Source organism: Streptomyces sp. NBC_01445 (assembly GCF_035918235.1).
GTDB lineage: Bacteria > Actinomycetota > Actinomycetes > Streptomycetales > Streptomycetaceae > Streptomyces.
Map to the genome: position 1 here is coordinate 693,692 of NZ_CP109486.1, position 18,176 is coordinate 711,867.

At 69.0% G+C, this 18,176-nt stretch carries 21 protein-coding genes and 4 pseudogenes; 11 read left to right on the forward strand and 14 right to left on the reverse strand.

Features of this window, described 5'->3' with window-relative positions:
• Nucleotides 1–45: 45 nt before the first annotated feature.
• The 4 genes from OG574_RS51440 to OG574_RS51455 are packed head-to-tail and all read left to right on the forward strand — an operon-like array spanning nt 46 to nt 2,410.
• Nucleotides 46–438 (forward strand): CPCC family cysteine-rich protein, encoded by a 393-nt coding sequence (locus OG574_RS51440; protein ID WP_326779255.1) that lies wholly within the window; start codon nt 46–48, stop codon nt 436–438.
• Between the two features lie 28 nt (nt 439–466).
• Complete coding sequence (locus tag OG574_RS51445; RefSeq protein WP_326779256.1) at nt 467–1,192, forward strand: HEAT repeat domain-containing protein; 726 nt, start codon at nt 467–469, stop codon at nt 1,190–1,192.
• Between the two features lie 25 nt (nt 1,193–1,217).
• The gene (locus OG574_RS51450) at nt 1,218–1,763 is read left to right on the forward strand and encodes an Imm21 family immunity protein (protein ID WP_326779257.1); all 546 of its coding nucleotides are present in this window, start codon (nt 1,218–1,220) and stop codon (nt 1,761–1,763) included.
• A gap of 5 nt (nt 1,764–1,768) precedes the next feature.
• A complete protein-coding gene (locus OG574_RS51455; protein WP_326779258.1) occupies nt 1,769–2,410 on the forward strand; it encodes a DUF6000 family protein in 642 nt (213 codons plus the stop codon).
• Nucleotides 2,411–2,485: 75 nt separating this feature from the next.
• On the opposite strand, the gene OG574_RS51460 is transcribed toward OG574_RS51455, so the two are convergent.
• Together OG574_RS51460 and OG574_RS53010 are read right to left on the reverse strand one after the other, a co-directional pair.
• Nucleotides 2,486–3,019: a CbrC family protein gene (locus OG574_RS51460; protein WP_326779259.1), complete on the reverse strand. Its 534-nt coding sequence runs from the start codon at nt 3,017–3,019 to the stop codon at nt 2,486–2,488.
• A gap of 31 nt (nt 3,020–3,050) precedes the next feature.
• On the reverse strand, nt 3,051–3,389 hold the full coding sequence (locus OG574_RS53010) for a hypothetical protein (RefSeq protein ID WP_442816968.1): 339 nt from the start codon (nt 3,387–3,389) through the stop codon (nt 3,051–3,053).
• Nucleotides 3,390–3,719: 330 nt separating this feature from the next.
• Between OG574_RS53010 and OG574_RS51470 the strand changes: the two genes are divergently transcribed.
• Nucleotides 3,720–4,232, forward strand: a complete 513-nt coding sequence (locus tag OG574_RS51470; RefSeq protein ID WP_326779260.1) for a uridine kinase — start codon at nt 3,720–3,722, stop codon at nt 4,230–4,232.
• Between the two features lie 79 nt (nt 4,233–4,311).
• On the opposite strand, the pseudogene OG574_RS51475 reads toward OG574_RS51470, so the two are convergent.
• The 3 genes and pseudogenes from OG574_RS51475 to OG574_RS51485 all read right to left on the reverse strand — a co-directional run.
• Nucleotides 4,312–4,597 (reverse strand): annotated as a pseudogene (locus OG574_RS51475) (NF041680 family putative transposase); the annotation flags it as partial.
• 85 nt (nt 4,598–4,682) lie between these two features.
• Nucleotides 4,683–5,903 (reverse strand): alpha/beta hydrolase family protein, encoded by a 1,221-nt coding sequence (locus OG574_RS51480; protein WP_326779261.1) that lies wholly within the window; start codon nt 5,901–5,903, stop codon nt 4,683–4,685.
• A gap of 137 nt (nt 5,904–6,040) precedes the next feature.
• Nucleotides 6,041–6,280: pseudogene (locus OG574_RS51485) on the reverse strand (3-hydroxyacyl-CoA dehydrogenase family protein); the annotation flags it as partial.
• 220 nt (nt 6,281–6,500) lie between these two features.
• Between OG574_RS51485 and OG574_RS51490 the strand changes: the two are divergent.
• Nucleotides 6,501–6,815, forward strand: coding sequence for a hypothetical protein (locus OG574_RS51490; RefSeq protein WP_326779262.1), 315 nt, complete (start codon nt 6,501–6,503; stop codon nt 6,813–6,815).
• Nucleotides 6,712–7,299, forward strand: coding sequence for a transposase (locus OG574_RS51495; RefSeq protein WP_326779263.1), 588 nt, complete (start codon nt 6,712–6,714; stop codon nt 7,297–7,299). The genes OG574_RS51490 and OG574_RS51495 overlap by 104 nt, the downstream gene beginning before the upstream one ends.
• Nucleotides 7,300–7,380: 81 nt before the next feature.
• Here the strand turns inward: OG574_RS51495 and OG574_RS51500 are convergent, their stop codons facing one another.
• The 4 genes from OG574_RS51500 to OG574_RS51515 form a co-directional block, all read right to left on the reverse strand.
• Nucleotides 7,381–8,127 (reverse strand): phosphotransferase family protein, encoded by a 747-nt coding sequence (locus OG574_RS51500; RefSeq protein WP_326779264.1) that lies wholly within the window; start codon nt 8,125–8,127, stop codon nt 7,381–7,383.
• 146 nt (nt 8,128–8,273) lie between these two features.
• The gene (locus OG574_RS51505) at nt 8,274–8,657 is read right to left on the reverse strand and encodes an SgcJ/EcaC family oxidoreductase (RefSeq protein ID WP_326779265.1); all 384 of its coding nucleotides are present in this window, start codon (nt 8,655–8,657) and stop codon (nt 8,274–8,276) included.
• Nucleotides 8,658–8,710: 53 nt separating this feature from the next.
• Nucleotides 8,711–9,424, reverse strand: coding sequence for an SDR family NAD(P)-dependent oxidoreductase (locus tag OG574_RS51510; RefSeq protein ID WP_326779266.1), 714 nt, complete (start codon nt 9,422–9,424; stop codon nt 8,711–8,713).
• Nucleotides 9,425–9,589: 165 nt separating this feature from the next.
• Complete coding sequence (locus tag OG574_RS51515) at nt 9,590–10,510, reverse strand: LysR family transcriptional regulator (RefSeq protein ID WP_326779267.1); 921 nt, start codon at nt 10,508–10,510, stop codon at nt 9,590–9,592.
• A gap of 139 nt (nt 10,511–10,649) precedes the next feature.
• Here OG574_RS51515 and OG574_RS51520 point away from each other — a divergent pair, with 139 nt between their 5' ends.
• Nucleotides 10,650–10,937 carry a muconolactone Delta-isomerase family protein gene (locus OG574_RS51520; protein ID WP_326779268.1) on the forward strand — a complete coding sequence of 96 codons (288 nt, stop codon included), beginning with the start codon at nt 10,650–10,652 and terminating at the stop codon, nt 10,935–10,937.
• Here the strand turns inward: OG574_RS51520 and OG574_RS51525 are convergent, their stop codons facing one another.
• Nucleotides 10,938–11,537, reverse strand: a complete 600-nt coding sequence (locus tag OG574_RS51525) for a TetR/AcrR family transcriptional regulator (protein WP_326779269.1) — start codon at nt 11,535–11,537, stop codon at nt 10,938–10,940.
• Between the two features lie 211 nt (nt 11,538–11,748).
• Nucleotides 11,749–12,642 (reverse strand): methyltransferase domain-containing protein, encoded by an 894-nt coding sequence (locus OG574_RS51530; RefSeq protein ID WP_326779270.1) that lies wholly within the window; start codon nt 12,640–12,642, stop codon nt 11,749–11,751.
• Nucleotides 12,643–13,152: 510 nt separating this feature from the next.
• Between OG574_RS51530 and OG574_RS53015 the strand changes: the two are divergent.
• Nucleotides 13,153–13,427: pseudogene (locus OG574_RS53015) on the forward strand (IS630 family transposase); the annotation flags it as partial.
• Nucleotides 13,428–13,759: 332 nt separating this feature from the next.
• Here OG574_RS53015 and OG574_RS51540 read toward each other — a convergent pair.
• Both OG574_RS51540 and OG574_RS51545 read right to left on the reverse strand, forming a co-directional pair.
• Nucleotides 13,760–13,939: a hypothetical protein gene (locus OG574_RS51540; RefSeq protein ID WP_326779272.1), complete on the reverse strand. Its 180-nt coding sequence runs from the start codon at nt 13,937–13,939 to the stop codon at nt 13,760–13,762.
• A 326-nt stretch (nt 13,940–14,265) separates the two neighbouring features.
• Nucleotides 14,266–14,526, reverse strand: coding sequence for a hypothetical protein (locus tag OG574_RS51545; protein ID WP_326779273.1), 261 nt, complete (start codon nt 14,524–14,526; stop codon nt 14,266–14,268).
• 375 nt (nt 14,527–14,901) lie between these two features.
• On the opposite strand from OG574_RS51545, the pseudogene OG574_RS51550 reads away from it, so the two are divergent.
• A pseudogene (locus OG574_RS51550) lies at nt 14,902–15,619 on the forward strand (IS5/IS1182 family transposase).
• 78 nt (nt 15,620–15,697) lie between these two features.
• Here the strand turns inward: OG574_RS51550 and OG574_RS51555 are convergent.
• Entirely contained in the window at nt 15,698–16,756 is a 1,059-nt protein-coding gene (locus OG574_RS51555) for an NAD(P)-dependent oxidoreductase (protein WP_326779274.1), read from the reverse strand.
• Between the two features lie 331 nt (nt 16,757–17,087).
• On the opposite strand from OG574_RS51555, the gene OG574_RS51560 reads away from it, so the two are divergent.
• Nucleotides 17,088–18,143, forward strand: a complete 1,056-nt coding sequence (locus OG574_RS51560; RefSeq protein WP_326779275.1) for a LacI family DNA-binding transcriptional regulator — start codon at nt 17,088–17,090, stop codon at nt 18,141–18,143.
• Nucleotides 18,144–18,176: the final 33 nt, after the last annotated feature.

Here is an 18,176-nt window from a genome sequence, read left to right on the forward strand (position 1 = left end):
GAAACCCCGTGGTGAGGCGGGTGAGTCATCGTCCACACTGCGCCGATGACCAGCCCATTTCCGTGTCCGTGCTGCGGGCATCTCGTCCTCGATGAGATGCCCGGCTCCTACGAGATCTGTCCCATCTGCTTCTGGGAAGACGATGGCGTTCAGTTCCGGTGGCCCACGATGTCTGGCGGAGCCAACCGCGTGTCCCTTATCGAGGCCCAGCAGAACTACCAGGAATTCAGCGCCTGCGACCGCCATGGCCGACAGTACGTACGGCTGCCGGCGCCCGACGAGCCGCTCGACCCGGCGTGGCGCCCCATCGATCAGTCCCGCGACTCCTTCGAGGACTGGGACGGTGCGGAGCGGGCCCCATGGCCCGAGGACCGTTCCGTGCTGTGCTGGTGGCTGCCAACCTTCTGGCGCCGAGTCACCTCGCCTGACACGAAATGAGCCAACCCACTCCCGAGAGGAACCGCGCATGGCATCCCGAATCGCAGCCCTCGTCCAGCAGATGGACGGCGCTGCGGAAGAGTCCATGGATGCCCGCGCCGAGCTGATCCACATCGGACACCCCGCCATCCCTGTCATCATCGACGGCCTACCGTCCCTCGGCAGCTTCGGCCAGCTGACCGCCATTGAGGTCTTCGAGGAGGTCAGAGACCCACGCTGCGGCCCCGCACTGATCGAGTTGTTGGCCAGTGACAACAGCACCGTGCGGGAGTGGGCGGCGCTGGCCCTCGCGGACCTGGGGATCAGGGGCGCGGTTGAGCCCTTGTGGCGCGCATACCGCGCCTGCGTGGAGCGGGCGAAGCCACCGGACTGGAGCGAGCCAGTGGGCTTCCGGTTTGCGCTCACAGAACTCGGGGCCCGCCATCCGGTCGTACCCCCATTGACGGCCCGACTGTGCAGCATGACCAGCTTCGGTGCGCTTGCCTGGCCGTCTGCTCACTACATCGAAGTCGTCAACGACCTTGCCGACCATGATCAGCTCGTCCTCTACAGCCAGTTCTGGAAGATCGAAGGCGACCGGACATACGGCATCTCGGGCCCCGACCTGGACTGGCAGCTCAACTGGGAAAGACCTTGGCCGGAGTTGGTCGAGTCGGCCCGCGAATGGGCGCTGCTCGAAGCCACAGAAGCTCCCTGCGACGAGAGCATCGTCGTCACCATTACGTGGATCGACCGCACCGATCTCCACCCGTAGATGATCGCCGGTTAGCCTTCCCGGCATGTCTGATGCCACTCCGCACAAGCCGCTGTTGTGGGTCGAGTCCGGTGGCGGCCCGCTGGTCGTCGTGCCCGAATCGGCCCTGGCTTCTTGGTGTACGGATACGCAGGCCACGAGCGCAGACGAGTGCAGCGGCTGGGGCGACTACGGCCGGGCCTGCCAAATCGACGACTACATAGGCACGCTGCACGTGGGGAACGCCGAGGCCCTGGTACTGGCCGACAGCCCCGACACCACAACCTTCCTGCCCGACCGCATGCTCTTCATCCGGTGGAGCGGAGCCGACTCCGAGAGCGACATCCTCGCCGCACTCGAACCCGCCCTCACCTTGGCCGCATGGCAATCCCCCGTGCAGTGGACCCTTGCCGGCGGCCCGGTCGTCCTCTTCGACGCTGCCTGGTCCGGCACCGATCTGCCTGACCACCAGCCGGACAATCACCTGCCCATCTACTTGCCCCCCGGGGTCTACGCGGCCGAGTACGCGTATGTCGAGCCGAACCCACGCACCTCGTTCGGCCTCGTCCGACTCACGCCGCGCGGAAGGTGACGCGCATGCCTATCCAGCACCCGGCAGAGACCGGATACGGGTACGTCATCGAGCGCTACGTCACGACGGGCCACAGCCGGTCCAGCCGCCTCAGCCGATACGGCGAGATACTCAGCGGCCGCTTCACCCGCCGGGAAGACGCCATTCGCAATCGATTCGTGCGCGACCTGCTCCACGACGCCGCCACGATCACGGACGACGAACTGGCCGCGCTCTTCGGCTTCGAGTGGCGAGCCCGCCTCACCGCATCCTGGCTGGTCGGCGTGGCCCAGCGCCACAAGTTTCGCCAGCAGATCGGCGACCTGCTGCTCGCCAGCGAACTCACCTACGCAGGACGGGGGTACTGCTTCGCCCCGGCCCGCCTCGGCACACACGAGGACGCCGAGATCCTGATCGCGTACCTGGACCGCTACCTGCCACAGCTCGACCTCCGCTACGACCAACCGGATGCCCTCGGCGCACTCCTGCGCCTCGACGACCAGCTCGGCACCGAGTACGCCACCCGATTCACAGCACCCGACGGCCCTTGGGAGCGCTGGGTCAACGCCCTCCCACACCTTCGTGAAAATCCCGGGTACACGCCCGCCGACCAGCGCCGGTGGACCGCTACCCAATGCGACTTCGCCAACGGTTGGTCCCTCACCTGACGGCGGAAGCCGATGGGTGCGGGCCTTTGAAGAGGCGATCGGTTCGATCTCGCGGGATGCCGGGCCAAGTGGCGATTATGAGGCGTCGGCGTAGGCGAGGTGGGTGCCGCAGACGGTGCAGCGGAAGAGCATGGCCGTGGCCCCTGCACCGAGTTGGGTCAGGAACTGCTCGAGTTGGGCTGCGTCGTGCCAGCCGTTCATGCGCAGGTCTTGCCTGAGCTGGTCGAGGGCCTCGGGGTGGGCTGCCAGTTCGCTGTATCCGACCTCGCCGATGAAGGCTGCCGCGTCGTGGCAGTGGACGAGCCAGTGCGGATCCTGCCAGGCATGGAAGCCGGGAGTGCGGCGGGTCACCTCGTACAGGGTCTCCTCGCTGACGCCGTCGAGTCCGTAGGAGTCCATGAACTCGCCGGCGAACCGTTCAGCCGCGCTGCCGTCCGCGATGCACCAGGGGCAGAAATGTCCGCTGACGTCTTGGGCGGTGTAGAAGGTCGCGGTGTAGATCCACCCCATGGCGCGGCTGCAGCACACACATGTCTCCGCGCTCTCGCGGATCGACCCGCTGGCGAGCGGATCGGGGTGGTAACGGAAGGCAGGCAGGTCGGAGTTCACTGGTGCAGTCTGTTCGTAGGCAGCCCAGTGATCAAACGGTGAGCGCGTAACCCTGCTGGTCGGATGCCGGATAGAGCCGCTGATGCTCACGCGCGGTGTGGTGACGCCAGTAGGAGTCGAAGTCGCCGTTGTCGATCAGGGTGCGGAGTTTGAGGACGGCTTCGGCGCCGTGCAGTCCCCAGCGGGCACCGGTGATGTCGAGTCCGCCGATCAGGTGCCCGCAGGGCACTGTACGGCGCCGGTGGAGATCGACCAGGGCGATGTCATAGCGGAGCTGGTCGAGGTGACCGGTCAGATAGCGCCGACAGACATCGACGGCCTCTCGCCGACCGGCGGAGAGGCCGGTCCGGTCGGCTTGGACCGCGGTCATCACGGCCAGGGCTGCGGTGTGTGAGAGGGAGACGAAGTCCCTCTCAACCGCGGCGGTGACCTTCCGATCAGCTTGCTGACGCCAGCACATTGTAGGATCCGCGGGGTGGCAGAACTGATCAGGACCAGTGCGATCCCGCCTGACGATTGCTCGGGCCAACCCACCCGCGATCAGGTCATTGGCCGGATCGCCGATCACCTTACGGCCCAGGACCCCGGGCATCCGCTTCGTGTCGCGGTGGACGGCATCACCGCCGCAGGAAAGACGACCCTGGCGCGTGCACTGTCATCTGCGGTCGCCGGTCGTGGCCGACCCGCGATTCACCTGTCCATGGACGGGTTCCACCACCCGCGCGCCCACCGCCACCGGCAGGGCCGCGACTCAGCAGTCGGCTACTACCAGGACGCCTACGACTTTCCCGCGTTCGCACGGACAGTGCTCACACCGATGGGCCCAGGCGGCGACCGCCGCTACCGCGGTCGCATCATCGACCTGGCCAGCGACCGGCAGATCGACGAACCCCCAGTCACCGCGCCGGCCGAAGCGGTGCTGATCGTGGACGGCAGCTTCCTCCAACGCAGTGAACTGGCCCACCTGTGGGATGAGGTCGTGTTCGCCGACACCAGCTTCCTCGTCGCCCGCCGACGCGGCACTACGCGGGACGCCGCGCTCTTCGGCGGACTTGAACAGGCCGAGAATGCCTTCGACAACCGCTACCACGCAGCCTGTCGGCACTACCTGGCCGAAACCGACCCGGCCACGCGAGCAAGCATCGTCATCGGCAACGACGACGTCGACCACCCTGAACTACGCCGCATCGGCGACCTCCGACGGCCCCAGTAGCCTGCGCGGCCGTCCAGCCAACTGATCCTCGATCCGATGTCCCCCTGATCGGAAAGACAACGGCTTCTCAGCTTGTTGTTTAACCCTGTTGCTGCCTCAAGCGGACGTGAGTGGTGAGGGTTTCGACTCGTTTCACGGTCTTCCCGGGCTCGTAGCGGGGGGCCGGTCTGCGGTTTTGTGTCCTGGTGGGCGTCCGGGGCCTGGCCGGGAGGGTTTCGGCGCGCGTGCGGGAGGGCGGCCTTCCCCCGGAGGTGCCGGCACCCACGGCGGACGCGAGCGGGGGTGAGTCGGCGCGGTTCGGCGGGTCGTTCCCAGGGGCGGTGGAGGTCCTCGGCGAGTGGTCGGGCCAAGCGGAGCTGGGTGTGGGTGTCACCGCCGAGATGGTCCGGGGCCAGTCGTCCTGCTCCCCCAAGCGCCTGCGAGGGGCCGCGGTGCTGCGGTCCCGGGTACTCAGGGGAGGAACGTCACTGCCGGGAAGGCTGGGGACGGCCCGTCGAGCAGATGCCCCCGACGGTGGCGCAGGTGCTCGTCGAAGAACGCGAGCGGGTACGCCTGCTGGATCTTCACCGCCTGGTCGGGATCGAGGGTGCCGATCACGTCCTGGAGCTGCTGCCCGCTCCATCCGAACAGCTTCGCCACCTGTGGGAACAGCGCCTCGTTGTCGCCGTACGAGGCGTGGACGGCGCCCTGGGCCTGGATGTTCAGCCGCCGACCCCGCAGGTGCGACCAGAATGCGGCGGCCTCGGGATCCGTGGCCCGGGTGAACTCGGCGGTCATCATCATGAACGGCCGGTCCAGGTCGCCGGCCAGCGGCGGGTTCATCTGCATCGGGCCGTCGAGGCTCAGCCCGGCCCGGATGCGCTCGTCCGCGAGCGTGGCGCAGGCGGTGGCCGTCCCGCCCTTCGACCAGCCGAACGCGCCCATGCGCCGCGGGTCGAGGGAGCCGAGCAGCCCGGCCGGCAGCTCCTTCTGGTCGACGTCCGGATTGCATCCGGCGGCGAGCTGCTCGACGCAGTCGAGGACGAAGCGCAGGTCAGCGGCGAAGTCCCCGGGCAGCGTCGGCGCCTGCCTGTCGTGGAGCGGGACGGCGATCCGACCGTCGGGGAACTCGGTGTACGTGTCGTACTGGTGGGCCACCGTCACAGCCGCGTATCCGTGGCTGGCGAGCTCTTGGACCATGACGGTGTGGTCGCCCTGGTGGCTGTGCGCGCCGTGCGAGAACACGACGACGGGCAGTCGTCGGCCCGACCGCCGCACCGGAGCGCCCACGTGGCCGGCAGTGAGCGGCCCCCGGGAGGCCAGAGCGCTGAACCCCGCGTCGGCGAGGAACGCCTGAAGTGCGCCGGCCGGCATCCAAGGCGCCACCGGATACCGCTCGACGTCCCGGGCGGGGTACCAGACGGTGGCCATCAGCTCGCGAAAGTGCCCGGGGCCCGCGATGTCGTCCGGCCGCGACCGGTCGACGAGGTGCAGCTGGACCGTGCCCACCGGGTGCGGCCCGGTCGGCGCGGGCAGCCTGAGTCGCGTCGAGGCGTGGGCGGCCGCGGCCGGGTCCGCCCACGCGGGGCCGGCGACGGCGGCAAGAGGCACGGCGGCCCCGGCTGCCAGCGCGGCTCCCAGCATGTGGCGGCGCGTCATGCGCTTGCGGTTGATGAGCGGCGTGGTGGTCATGGGCCCTCCCGTGGTGACGGATCGTCACTCGTGCCGCGACGGCCGGTCCGTGGGCACGAGTGGAACGCTGTCATGTGCCCCTCTCGCGCAGCATCGGCCCACCGATTGATCACTCGCGCGGGCATCGGCCCACGGGTTTACGCCCTGGGGCCGATGCGGTCGGCGGTGTCGTCCGGTTGCGAGGCAATCCCGATCAACGCGGCAGGCAGCCCCGCCTCGACCACGCGCAGCAGCAGCGGCGCGGGCGAGTACCGCGGCTCCTTGAACTCGGCGTGCATCGACTCGGTGATCGTCTGGACGGTATCGAGCCCGATGAGGTCGGCCAGCGCGAGCGGACCCATCGGGTGGGCGCAGCCGAGGGTCATGGCGTCGTCGATCGACCGTCAGCTCCGGCGGCCTGTCCGGGTGGCAAACTGCCTCGAACGGTAGGGTCACCGATGGCCCAGCATTGCGATCATGAAATCATCGTGAGCCACTCATTACATGATCAGACACGTGATGCGTACGCTGTGCGCCGCCACCCTCGTGGCCGCTCCCCTCGCCCTGACCGCAACGCCGGCACAAGCCCTGACTTCATGTACGGTCAACGGCCGTCCCGTGTCCGGTACGACCGTCAGTGGTACTGCCGGCTCCGACAACATCAGCTGCGGCGCCCTTGCCTCGGGCGATAGCGTCAGCGGCTTGGGCGGCAGCGACTACATCGTCATCAACGGCATCGTTGCCGGTACCGTCGACGGCGGCGCCGGCGGCGACTTCATCATGGCCAACGCCGGTACCACGGCGAACGGCAGGATCCTCGGCGCCGCCGATGGCGACTCCATCTTCGTCGGCCCGAACGCCGGCACCGTCGACGGCGGACTCGGGTCGGACTTCTGCCGAGTCGCTTCCGGTAACCCCCCGATCAGCTGCTGACCGGCAGCGGGTTCGTCGGGCCGGCCATCTGCGACGCTCAGAGTGGCCAGCTGGCGTGCCACAACACGCGGTGGCCATCGTCGAGGCGCACGGCATCCCGCTCGCGGCAGTCACCACCGGCGGCTGCCGCAACGACGTCACCCAACTGATCCCGCTGATCCAGGCCGTCCCGCCGATCCGCGGTAGGCGCGGCCTGCCACTGCGCCGCGCCGAGCGCCTGTACGCCGACCGCGGCTGTGACCACGAGGTCTACCGGGACGAGGTCCGCCGGTTCCAGATCACCTCACACATCGCCCGGCGCGGCACGGGGCACTGCTCCGGCCTGGGCGTGTACCGCTGGGTCGTGGAAGGAGCGATCGCGCTGCTGCACTGGTTCCGCCGCCTGCGTATCCGCTGGGAGATCCGCGACGACATCCACCACGCGTTCGTCACCCTTGGCTGCGCCGTCATCTGCCGGCGACGACTGCGCACCGCACTTTGTTGAGAGCAACGGCGGGCGGTCGCCTCAGGGGATGGCCTGCTCGATGCGTCAGAACGCATAGGTAGCAGTCGGGCCCGCGCAGCCTCACATACGGGATCTCAGCACGTCGATCTCACAGCCCGGCGCGGAGGGGTCGAAGCCGTGCTCGATCAGCCAGCGAACCGCCAGCAGGCTTCGCAACGACCACCACGCGTGGATCACGTCGAGGTCGATGTCGGTGCCATAGCCGGCGATGACGTCGTCGAGGTGCTCCTCGTGTCCGAGCGTGAAGGTGGCGAGGTCGTACAGGGGGTCACCCTGGCCCGCCTCGGACCAGTCGATGATGCCTGTGACCTCGTCGCCGTCGACGAAGACGTGCGCGATCTGCAGGTCTCCGTGCGTGAACGCCGGAGTCCACGGCCGGAGCGCGGCCTCGGCGACCTGGCGGTTGCGGGTGACCACGTCGGCGGGCAGGACGCCGTTCGTCACGAGCAACTCGCACTCGTCGTCGAGTTCCGCCGCCAGCGCGACGACGCTCCGGCCGGCCCGGCCCGGCAGGGGCGGCAGGGGCGCTTCGTGCAGCTTCCGGATGGCGGCACCCGCCGCGGCCCACGCCGCCGGCGACCCGGTCGACGGCCCGCCGAGGCGCCCAAGCGTCGTCCCCGGGAGTGCGGCGATCGCGAGCACGGGCGGCTTGCGCCACAGGACCTCCGGGGTCGGGACCGGCGCGAGGGACATCGCCTGGACCTCGGCGTCGATGCGCGCCTGATCGGCGTCCACCTTCAAGAACACGTCGCCGACGCGCAGAGTCGCGCGCTCGGAATGGGCGACGACGACTTTGACCTCATCCATGGGCGGCCAGTATCCCGGGGATGATCGCCGACGTCACCGGGTTTATCGCATGTGATTACGCGGTTGGCCGCGTCCCGCTCCCGGGCGGCATCGTGCATGACACCGACCTCTGACCAGGTCAAACCCACCACTTTTGTTGGGAGTCCTTAGTCCAGGCGGGACACCTGGTAGTGGACGATGGACCAGCCGTCCGCCACCCGGCGCACCACAATCGCGAGCTTGACGGCAACCGGGGTCCGGTCGGTGAACGAGAACTCGGCGTCCAGGTAACCGAGTACCAGGTCGTGGGCCAACCGCCGGGTTTCGAGAATCCGGTACTCGGCAGTCATGCCCAGGGGTTGGGAGTCGTAGTACTCGGCGATGCCCCGGTGCCCGACGGTGTACGGGTGCAGGCCCTGGAAGATCGCGTCCTCGGTGTAGAGGGAGGCGACCCGCTGCGGGTCGTGCGCGTCGACGGCCGCCTTCCAGGGGGCGAGGACGCCGCGCAGGATCGCCGCGTCGTCCGTCGTGGTGTTCGTCGTGGTGCTCATCGAGTTTCTCCCGTCGAATGGAGCGGAGCCGAGGTGTCGGACGGAGCCGGGGATCAGTGTCCGGCGCTCATACCGCCGTCGACGTGCAGGATCTCGCCGGTGACGAAGGGAGCCGTCTCGAGGAAGACCACGGCGTCGACGATGTCGTCCACCTCGCCCATCCGGCCGACCGGGTGCAGGGCGGCGAGGCTCTGGTGGGTCTCCTCCGGGTGCATCGGGGTCCGGATGGTGCCGGGCGACACGGCGTTGACGCGGATGCCGCGGGTGGCGTACTCGATGGCGAGGGACTTGGTGGCGGACTGCAGGCCGCCCTTGGTCAGCGAGGCCAGGACGGAGGGGACGCGGGAGTCCGCGTTGTCGACCAGGCTGGTAGTGACGTTGACGATGTGGCCGCCGCCCTGGGCCAGCATGTGCGGAACGACCAGCTGGGAGATCCGGAAGAACCCGGCCAGGTTCACGCCGGTGACGGTCGCGTAGTCGTCGGCCGTGTGGTCGGTGAAAGGCTTGGCGACGAAGACGCCCGCGTTGTTGACCAGGGTGTCGATCCGGCCGAACCGCTCCACTGCGGCGGCGACCACGCGTTCGGCGGTGGCCGGGTCGGCGATGTCGCCCTGGACGGTGAGGATGTCCGCGTCGTCGGCGGGCGCGATGGTGCGTGAGGTGGCGACGACGGCGTGGCCCAGCTTGCGGTAGGCCTCGACGAGGCCGGCTCCGATGCCCTGTGAGGCTCCGGTGACGATCGCGACCTTCTGGTTCTGAGAGCTCATGACGGCCTTCTCCGAGTAGTGGCTGAGGTGCTCCCGGCCGGCTACTAGCCGACCGGTCGCCTATTCGGAAAGCTAGGCGTCCCGCAAAGACGAAGTCAAAGGTCAGAGGGTCTTTTGCCAGGACCGGAATCCTCATTGCTGAGAGGCCCGGTCTCCCAGCGCACGTCAGCGGTGCGGGTCCCCTTCGGGCAGCCAGGCGTCCGGGGAGCGAAGTCCGAGGTCGTCGACGCCGGCGCAGAGCGCGTCGACGACGGCGAGCACCGCGCTACGCGTCTCGCCCTCGCGCCACACCAGCGACCAGGTCCAGTGCACCGTCGGCGCGACGACCTCGCGCCGCACCAGATCGGACGGCAGTGCGGTGGTCTGCCCCTTGGGCGAGTTGACGACCGGCCGGCGGCTGCGGCGGACGTGGTCGAAGAAGGCGGGGCCGGTGATGCCGCCGTCGCAGATGCGCACCGCGTGGGCCCCGGTGTCGTGGCACAGCTGCTCGGCGTAGACGTTCCAGGACGACCAGGAAGTGGTGTCGTCGTCGAGGAGGACGGCGGTGTCCTGGGCGCGCACGTCTGCCGTGTCGGCGCCCGTGGCCACGGCGTAGAGCCGGTCGGCGCCGAGGAGGCGGGCGCGCAGGCCATGCCGTTTCAGCTCCTCGTCGCGTACCCAGCACACGGCGAGGTCCAGGCTGCCGTCGGCGACGCGAGCGGCCTGGGTGTGGGAGGGCGCGATCCAGGCGTCGACGTGCAGCCGGGCGACCCCGGCGGTGCGCGTGGTCAGGTCCGCGGGGAGCCAGTTGACGTAGCCGAGCCGGACCGCTTCCGAGCCCGCCAGCCGGCCGGCCCTGAGCTGAAGGTCGTCGGCCCGCTCCAGCAGCGCCCGGGTGTGCGGGAGCAGGGCGGCGCCGGCCGGGGTGAGGGACACCGAGCGGCGGTCGCGGTCGAAGAGTCGTACGCCGAGGTCGCGTTCGAGGGCCTTGATCTGTTGGGAGAGGGAGGGCCCGGCGATGAGGAGGCGCTCGGCGGCGCGGCCGAAGTTCAGCTCCTCGGCGACCGCGACGAAGTACCTCAACTGGCGTAGCTCCACGCTCGTCATGCTACGCGGGCTGGGAGGCCGTATCTCTCAGCAGGAAGGCAACCTGTCGTGGCGTCCCGCGCCCGCAGCGGACAAGGCTGGGGGCAGGGAAGCCCGGCGCTCCGCCGTCCGGCGGGGCGGGCCCGAACGGAGCGAGAGCATGCAGGAGTTCCTGGTCGAGATCACCACGACCATCCCCGACGGCACCAGCCAGGACGAGGTCGACCGGCGCCGCGCCGCCGAGGCCGTACGCGCCCGGGAACTGGCCGCCATCGGCCACCTGGCGAGGCTGTGGCGCCCGGTGGGCGAGCTGCGCAGCGTCGGCGTCTGGTGCGCCGCCGACGAGGCGGAACTCCACGAGAAGGTGCTCGGCACCCTGCCGCTGAGCCCATGGATGAGTTTTGCCGTGACGCCGCTGGAGTCCCACCCGAACGACCCCGGTCGCTGATCAGGCGGCGCGGGCCCCGAGCAGGGCCAGGGAGTTGGCCCAAAGGGAGTTCAGCCGCCCGGTGTTGTTGTAGAGCTTCGCGAACATCACCTGGCCCTCCAGCTGGGCGACGACGGACCGCGCCGCCTCCCGGGTGTCGGTCACGGTGACGTCCCCGCGGTCGAGGGCCTCGGTGACGACCGCGTCGACCATCTCGACCTGGTCGTCGAAGATCTCCTGCAGTCGTGTGCGGACGGCCTCGGTCCGGTTACTCATCTCCAGACTGAGGTTGCCGAACAGACAGCCCGGCACGGTGCCGCAGTCCTGCTGTCCGGTACGCAGCCCGGCCTCCGTCTGCGCGAACAACTGCCGCAGCCGCTTCAGCGGTTCGCCGGCGCCGCTCAGGACGCGCGTCCACTCCCGCCGCTGGTCCGCCCAGTGCTCGTCGACAACGGCCAGCGCGAGCGCTTCCTTCGATTCGAAGAAGTAGTAGAAGCTGCCCTTCGGCACGCCGGCCGCCTTGCAGATCTCGGCCACTCCCAGCGCCGAGTAACCACGCGCCTCGAAGAGCGACCGCCCGGCCGCGAGGACCTTCTCCCTGGCGTCACTGGTCCTGCCCATACGGCAACTATACGACCGGTCGGCTATCTACGATCGGGGATGATGCGTCGGCAGGCACGGTCTTCCACTCGGATCACGGGGTGTCGAGAACTCCATGATCTTCGAAGCCGTGCGCGGGCTGGCCCCGGCTCCGGTGACGCGCGGCGCGCACCTGCGCGAGCTGCCCGTCGAAGAGTGCTGTGGGCAGGTCGGACAACGCCTGGATCCGCACCTAACCGAGTGCCGGAGGGTCCTCGGCTGGACGGCGTCCCCAGGCCGAGATGAGCGGCGCGAGTGTCAGGTCGAGTGTGCCCGCGTGGATGGCGGCCAGGTGCGCGTCGATCTCGGCGTCGTCGGCCAGGCCGGCCGCGAGCAGCTCGCCGCGCACGTGCCGGATGGTCGCCGCCTCCAGCCGGTCGCAGGCCGGCCCGCCGACCGGGAATGAGCCCGCCGCGGCGACATCCACCAAGCCGGCCTCACGCAATGCCCGCGGCAGTGTCCGGCCGTAGCGCAGGTCCGCGCCGCGGCGCGCCAGCAGCTCCCGGACCGCGTCGCGCAGCCGGTTGGCCCGCCGCTGCGCAGGGCCGCTGTCGTCCAGGCATGCCAGTGGCTGCAGAGCGGTATCGGCGTCCTCGACCAGCAGCCAGCCGCCGGGCCGTAGCGCTGCCGCCATCGTGGCCAACGCGCGAGCCCGGTCGGGTACATGGACCAGCACGAGCCGGGCGTGCACCAGATCGAACGTCCCCGGCTCCGGGGGCGGATCAGCGGCGACGTCGTGCCGGCGCACCTCGTACCCGTCGCCTGCCTTCAGCCACGACGGGTCGATGTCCGTGGACAGCACGTGCCCGGTCGGACCGACGGCCGCCGCGAGCGCCTCCGGGACACTGGGGCCACCGGCCCCCACTTCCCAGCAGCGCGAGCCGGCCCTGACCCCCAGCCGATCGAAGTGCCCGCGCGTCACACCGTCGAACAGCTCGGCCAGCCAAACGAATCGCTCGCCCGCCTCGGCGCGCGCGTTGTCCAGCAGGTACCCGCGGGCGGGAGCGGACTCTCCACCGAGCGCGGCAGTCCCGCCTATCGGATCCGGTCGGCCACCGGCGTGCGGCGGGCGAGGCGAGGAGGTCATGACTACATGGTCAACCTCCCCAGGCCGCCAGCGCCACGAGGCCGGGAGAGGGATGTCTCACACGGCCAGCGGATCCAGCAGATGCACGTCCCCGTTCGTGACGGGTGGTACCTCTTCTCCAGTTCGGGATCCGGGGCTGAGACCACACACCGACACTGTCTTACTCCGAGGGCTTCCCACCCGACAGACCGTCATGAACCGGACACCATCCGACTACGCCGAAGCCCTGCCCACTCCAGGGAGGCCTTCTCGGCCTGGTCCGAGGCGAGTTGCCAGCGTAATTTCGTCGCCACCCAGTCGGTCACGTACGCACAGCGGCCGCCGGCGAACGGCGGCAGCCACTGCGTCGGATCCGGGCCCGCCTTGGACCGGCTCGTCTTCGCCGCACCGCCGTCAGTGAGCGCGGATCCCCGAGCACTGGTTCCCAACCTCGCCGGAGCCGAACGCTGCAGACGCTCCCAGACGTGCCGCTGTCTGGTCTTGGCAGGCTTGACACAAGATAGGGGCATCCTGAACACACACGTCAGCCGCACCATGCGGAAGCTGATCGACGCCCGATCATGGCTGACCGTCTAGCAACTACCGGCCCATGAAGCCGAGTTCACGATTTCAACTCAGTCGAAGGCGTGTGGTCGCACCTGAAGCGCTCACTGGCCAACCTCACCAAACACAGCCTCGACCAGCTCACTGCGCCGGTGAGGACCCGGCTCAAACAGATGCAGTACCGGCCCCGCCTCAGCGACGGCCTCATCGCCGAGACCGACCTCGGCTTCCAACCGCCGTAACCTCAGCCGTTGAAGATCCCTAGCTATACGGTGGCCAGCGCCCCGTCCATTTCTCTATATGCGCGCAGGTCAGCGCGCATGCGCCCTCAGTCGCAGCGATCGTTTGGGAGAAAGCTGGGAGAAGAGTCCACCGGATAGGCTCCAGTGAAGACGCTGCCGACAGAGTGACACGGCTCCCGAGGCAGGAGACCACGTACGGACGCGGCGCTCGGGGTGCCGGAGGGACGGAGCGAAACAAACGGTCACCGCCCGATCCCGGGATCTGGAACCAGGCGGTGACCGTGCCTGGCACTCACTCCATGCTGAGGCTGGGCAACACGCTGTGGGTTGCCTTACCGCTCTTCCTTCGGCGGCTCGCCGCGCCCAATCGTCATGGACCAGTGCACCGTTGAGGGCGCAACGACGGCAACCGTGCCCTCCTTGTCCGTCCCTGACATGTTGACCATGTTGTAGGCGGTGCTCGCTTCACCATCGACGCATGCCAGGGGAAATGCGGCGTGGACGGTCTTCACGGAGACCTTCAACTCCCCTTTTCCTTGGCATCGCACAGCGATGATGAGGGCGTCCCCCTTCTGGCCCTTCTTGAAGGGGAAGATGCGGCTCCCGCGAGTCTCTTCTTGGCGAGCGGCGAGAGTCTCGTCCTGGTCCAACTCCGGCGGAACTTTCACCGGGGGCTGGTCAGGCGTGGCGGGTACCGAAGTACTGTGGGCGGCCGATGCGCTGGGCTTCGCAGACCTTGTGGAGCCGCCATCATCTGAGTGATCAGACGAGCAAGCTGCTATCAGCGGCAACATGGCTGCTGACAGAAGGCTCAGTCCTGCGAGGAACTGGCGGGACACTATGCCTTCGTCTCCCAGATGTACCAACCAACATTGCGCGGCGAGTAGAGCGTCGCGTTGGTCTTAACGCCCTTGGTGCAGTTGGCGTGGTACTGGCTGTAGCCATTGCTCTTCAGGCGGTACACCCCGTCCTTGGCGTGGATAACGGTGTGGGCTGGGGTAGTGGTCGCGCACGAGTTGCCGAACTTGGCAGTGAGCTCGCCGGCGCCCTCCTCGTCGAGGTCCCCCTCCTCGGGCTCCGCCGGAGGCTCCGTCTGCACGACCACAGGTTCGGGCGCCGGATCCTCCGCGAAAGCCGGGCCTGCTGTACCCAGCGCGGCTATCGCAAAGGTCGGCACAAGCAGCAGCGACGCCGCTCTTGTAAGGCGCATCAAAGTTCCCCTCCCGGTCAGACCAGGGGCGGACCACCTGCGGCGATCCCCCCGATCGCAGGCCTGATCTTGCAGTGCACCGCATTACACAACAAGGCCATTGCGGGACTCCTGAGGAAAATCTGAGCTTCCGGTAGCGGACACGCAAAATTCATGCATTTAGGGCGTCCGCCAGTAGGTGCCGAAAACTGAGTGAGCGTAACTGCAAAGGCACGGTTCGCCCGATCATGAATTCTCTACGCTTCGTGATCACAGGGGGGATCCGTGCCGGCCGTCCCGTCACGCATTCTGGATCCGACACGCGACCAGTGCCTCGCGCTGCTGCCTGAGCGTCAGGATCGCCATCCGTGGGGTCGCCACAACCCGCGCATCAGTGACCAGGTGGTCTTCGACCGCCTGTTGCAGGTCCTGGTCTTCGGGCGCGGATACAAGCGGGTGGCCGACCATCTGTGCTCGGCGACCACCTTGCGCCGCCGCCGGGACGAGCGGATCGCAGCTGGGGTGATGGAGACCCTGAGGCTGCTTGTACTCGCCTGCTATGACCGGGCATACCGCTCGTCACCGACCCAGCGCCGGCCACCACCCGCGACCACACGCTACTGCCCGCCACTCTCGACCAATTCGCCGATCTGGAAGCTTCTCTGGGGCCGCTGCCCGAGCATCCGCGGCTGAGCCTGGACGCCGGGTACGACTACGCAGCATGGTTCACCTCGACCTGAAGGCCCGCGGGATCACCGACCAAATCGCCGAGCGCGGCGCGAAAACCCCGATCCAGACAGGCGGATGCTGGGTGATCGAACGTACGAACTCCTGGATGAACAACTTCGGCAAGCTCCGCCGCTGCACCGAGCGACGAAGAGCTCCCATCGAGTTCTTCATCGCCCTGGCCAGCGCCATCATCACCGTCCGCTGCCTGATCCGCGGCGCCTGGCCCCGCTACCGCTGGGACACCCGCCCACGAAGCCCCCCCCGCATCCGATGACCCACGCGGCGGGTACAGACGGGCTGTCGGTCGCCCGACTATGTGGGACGGCGGGCCTCATCGCGTTGACGGCGACCGTCACGCTGTCACCACGGGTACGCCGTCCGGGCGGTCGGCAAGCAGGGCCGCGATGTGGTCCGCGCAGCGAAGGGCCGCCCTGGCCATGGCGCTCCTGGTCATCCCGGCCACATGCGGGGTCAGCAGGGCGTTCGGCAGACCGACGAGCGGCGAGGCGAAGGCGGCGTGCTCGTGCTCGAAGGTGTCGATGGCGGCCGCCACGAGCGGGTGCGCGGGGTCGCGCAGCGCCTCGGCCAGCACCTGCTCGTCAACGATCCCGCCCCGGGCGGTATTCAGCAGGATCGACCCCGGACGCATCAGATCGAGCTCCGCCCGCCCGATCAGCCCTCGGGTCTGCGAAGTGAGCGGCAGGTGCAGGGAGACCACGTCACTGGTCGCCAGCAGTGCCGCGAGAGAGCGGGCCCGGGGCACCGACGCCTCGGCCGGACCCCGTGAGAAGGCCTGGACTTCCATGCCCAGGGCCGTCGCCCGCTCGGCCAGTGCTAGGCCGATCCGACCCACCCCGACGATGCCCAGGGTCAGCTCCGACAGCTCCACCGCCGGTACGGCCGATGCGCGCCAACTACCGTCGTGCGAGGCCTCGTTGTGTGCCGGGAGATGTCGGGTCAGGGCGAGTAGCTGGGCCAGGGGGAACTCTGCGACCGCGTTCGCGTTGGACCCCGGGGTATGAGTGACCGCGACCCCGTGACGGGCGGCGGCTTCCAACTCGACGTGATCGGTACCCGCCCCGGCCCGCCCGACCACGCGGAGCCGGTTGGCCAGCATGGCGTCGGTCGCCGCCGCGAGGAACGCGGCGCGCAGCGGCACACCGGCACGGGACTTGACCGCGTGGTAGCCGAGTCCATCCCGGACGGTCTCGGCGAGCAGCGCGGACTCGTCGAAGGCGTCGAAGTCGGTGAAGTCCACCCGGCCGGCCCAGGCAGCCCGCGCCCCGGCGTGATCGGCCACCCGCCGGAGATTCAGCGTGACGGCCAGCCCGTGGCCGAGCAGACGCTCCAGCTCCCGACCAAGCAACTCGCCAGGAGCCGCGTCCAGCAGCAGGACTCGGGCCCGCTCCATACGATCCCCCCTTCCCCGGCACGGACCCTACTGCGATCCAGGGACTGGCCACCGAGAGACCCGCGCCAGCCCGATCCCGCACCTACCGGCAGAGCCTCCTACATGGATTACTCACGCCGGAGGCTGTCCCGAGCGGCGGACCAACGGGCAGAAGGCCCCTCGTTCGCCCAGGAGGCCCTCTGGATTTCCACTGCTGAGTTGTGACGGGAGGAGTCCCCCGCAACGGAAAGTCCATTTGGGGACGTGCGACCCTGACTCGATCCCCGGCCCGGGATGCGTCGGCGAAGATGGAACTGTCCACCGTGCACGCCAGCGAGGAGTCCTTGCGCAGATGGCTACTTCCGCCCCCGGCCCGAGGCCGCCGACGATCGCCGATGTCGCACGCGTCGCCGGCGTTTCGCGCACGACCGTGTCGCACGCCCTGAACGGCCTCGGCAAGGTCGACCCCCGGACCCGGGAGCGCGTCAGGCAGGTCGCGGCGGAGCTGGGCTACCGCCCCAACCTTCGGGCGCAGCGACTGCGGCGTGGACAAGCCAAGGCCATTGCGCTGGCCTCCTCGATGCCGTTCGCGGTGGCGGGCGGGCCGTCCCGGCTCGGCTTCTACATGGAGGTCGCGGCGGCGGCCGCGGAGAGCGCACTCCTTCACGACTACGCACTCGTCCTCGTACCCCCCGTGCAGTCGCGTTCCGCGCTGTACTCCGTCGACATCGACGGGGCCATCGTGGTCGAGCCGGAAGTCGATGATGCCGCGATCGCACAACTGCGTGAACGCGGGCTGCCGTACGTGACACTCGGCAGGCCCGTGTCTGCCGAGGAGGACGCGCCCTACGTCGACCTGCGCGGTGAACTGGTGGTGGAACTGCTGCTGGCGCACCTGCACGAGCAGGGTGCGGTGAGGCCGGCGCTGATCGTGGGCTCCGGTTCGCGGCGTTCATCCATCGATGCGCTCACCGCGTACGAGCGCGTGGCCGCGCGACACGGCTGGACGCCGATCGTGGCGAGGGCCCCGGAGTCGGGCGGTGAGCAGGCGGGGTACGAGCGGTGCGCCGAACTGCTCGCCGAGCACCCGGACGTCGACGCGGTCTGCGCGCTGGTCGATGCCTTCGCGGTGGGCGCGGTCCGGGCAATCCGGGACAGCGGACGGACCGTACCGGACGGCGTCATGGTCGTCACCCGCTACGACGGCCTGCGCGCCCGTACGTGTGAACCGCCTCTGACGGCGGTCGACCTGCACCTGGACAAGGCGGCGTCCGACGCGGTGGAGCTGTTGCTGGGGCGGCTTCGCGGGGACACCGCGACGCCGTCGGTGACGGTGTCCCCGAACCCGCGGGTGATCGTCCGGGCTTCGTCGGCAAGAGCCGGCCGGAGGTCAACCACCCGGACCTAAGACGATGGATCGATTGGTGCGAGAGCCCACGAA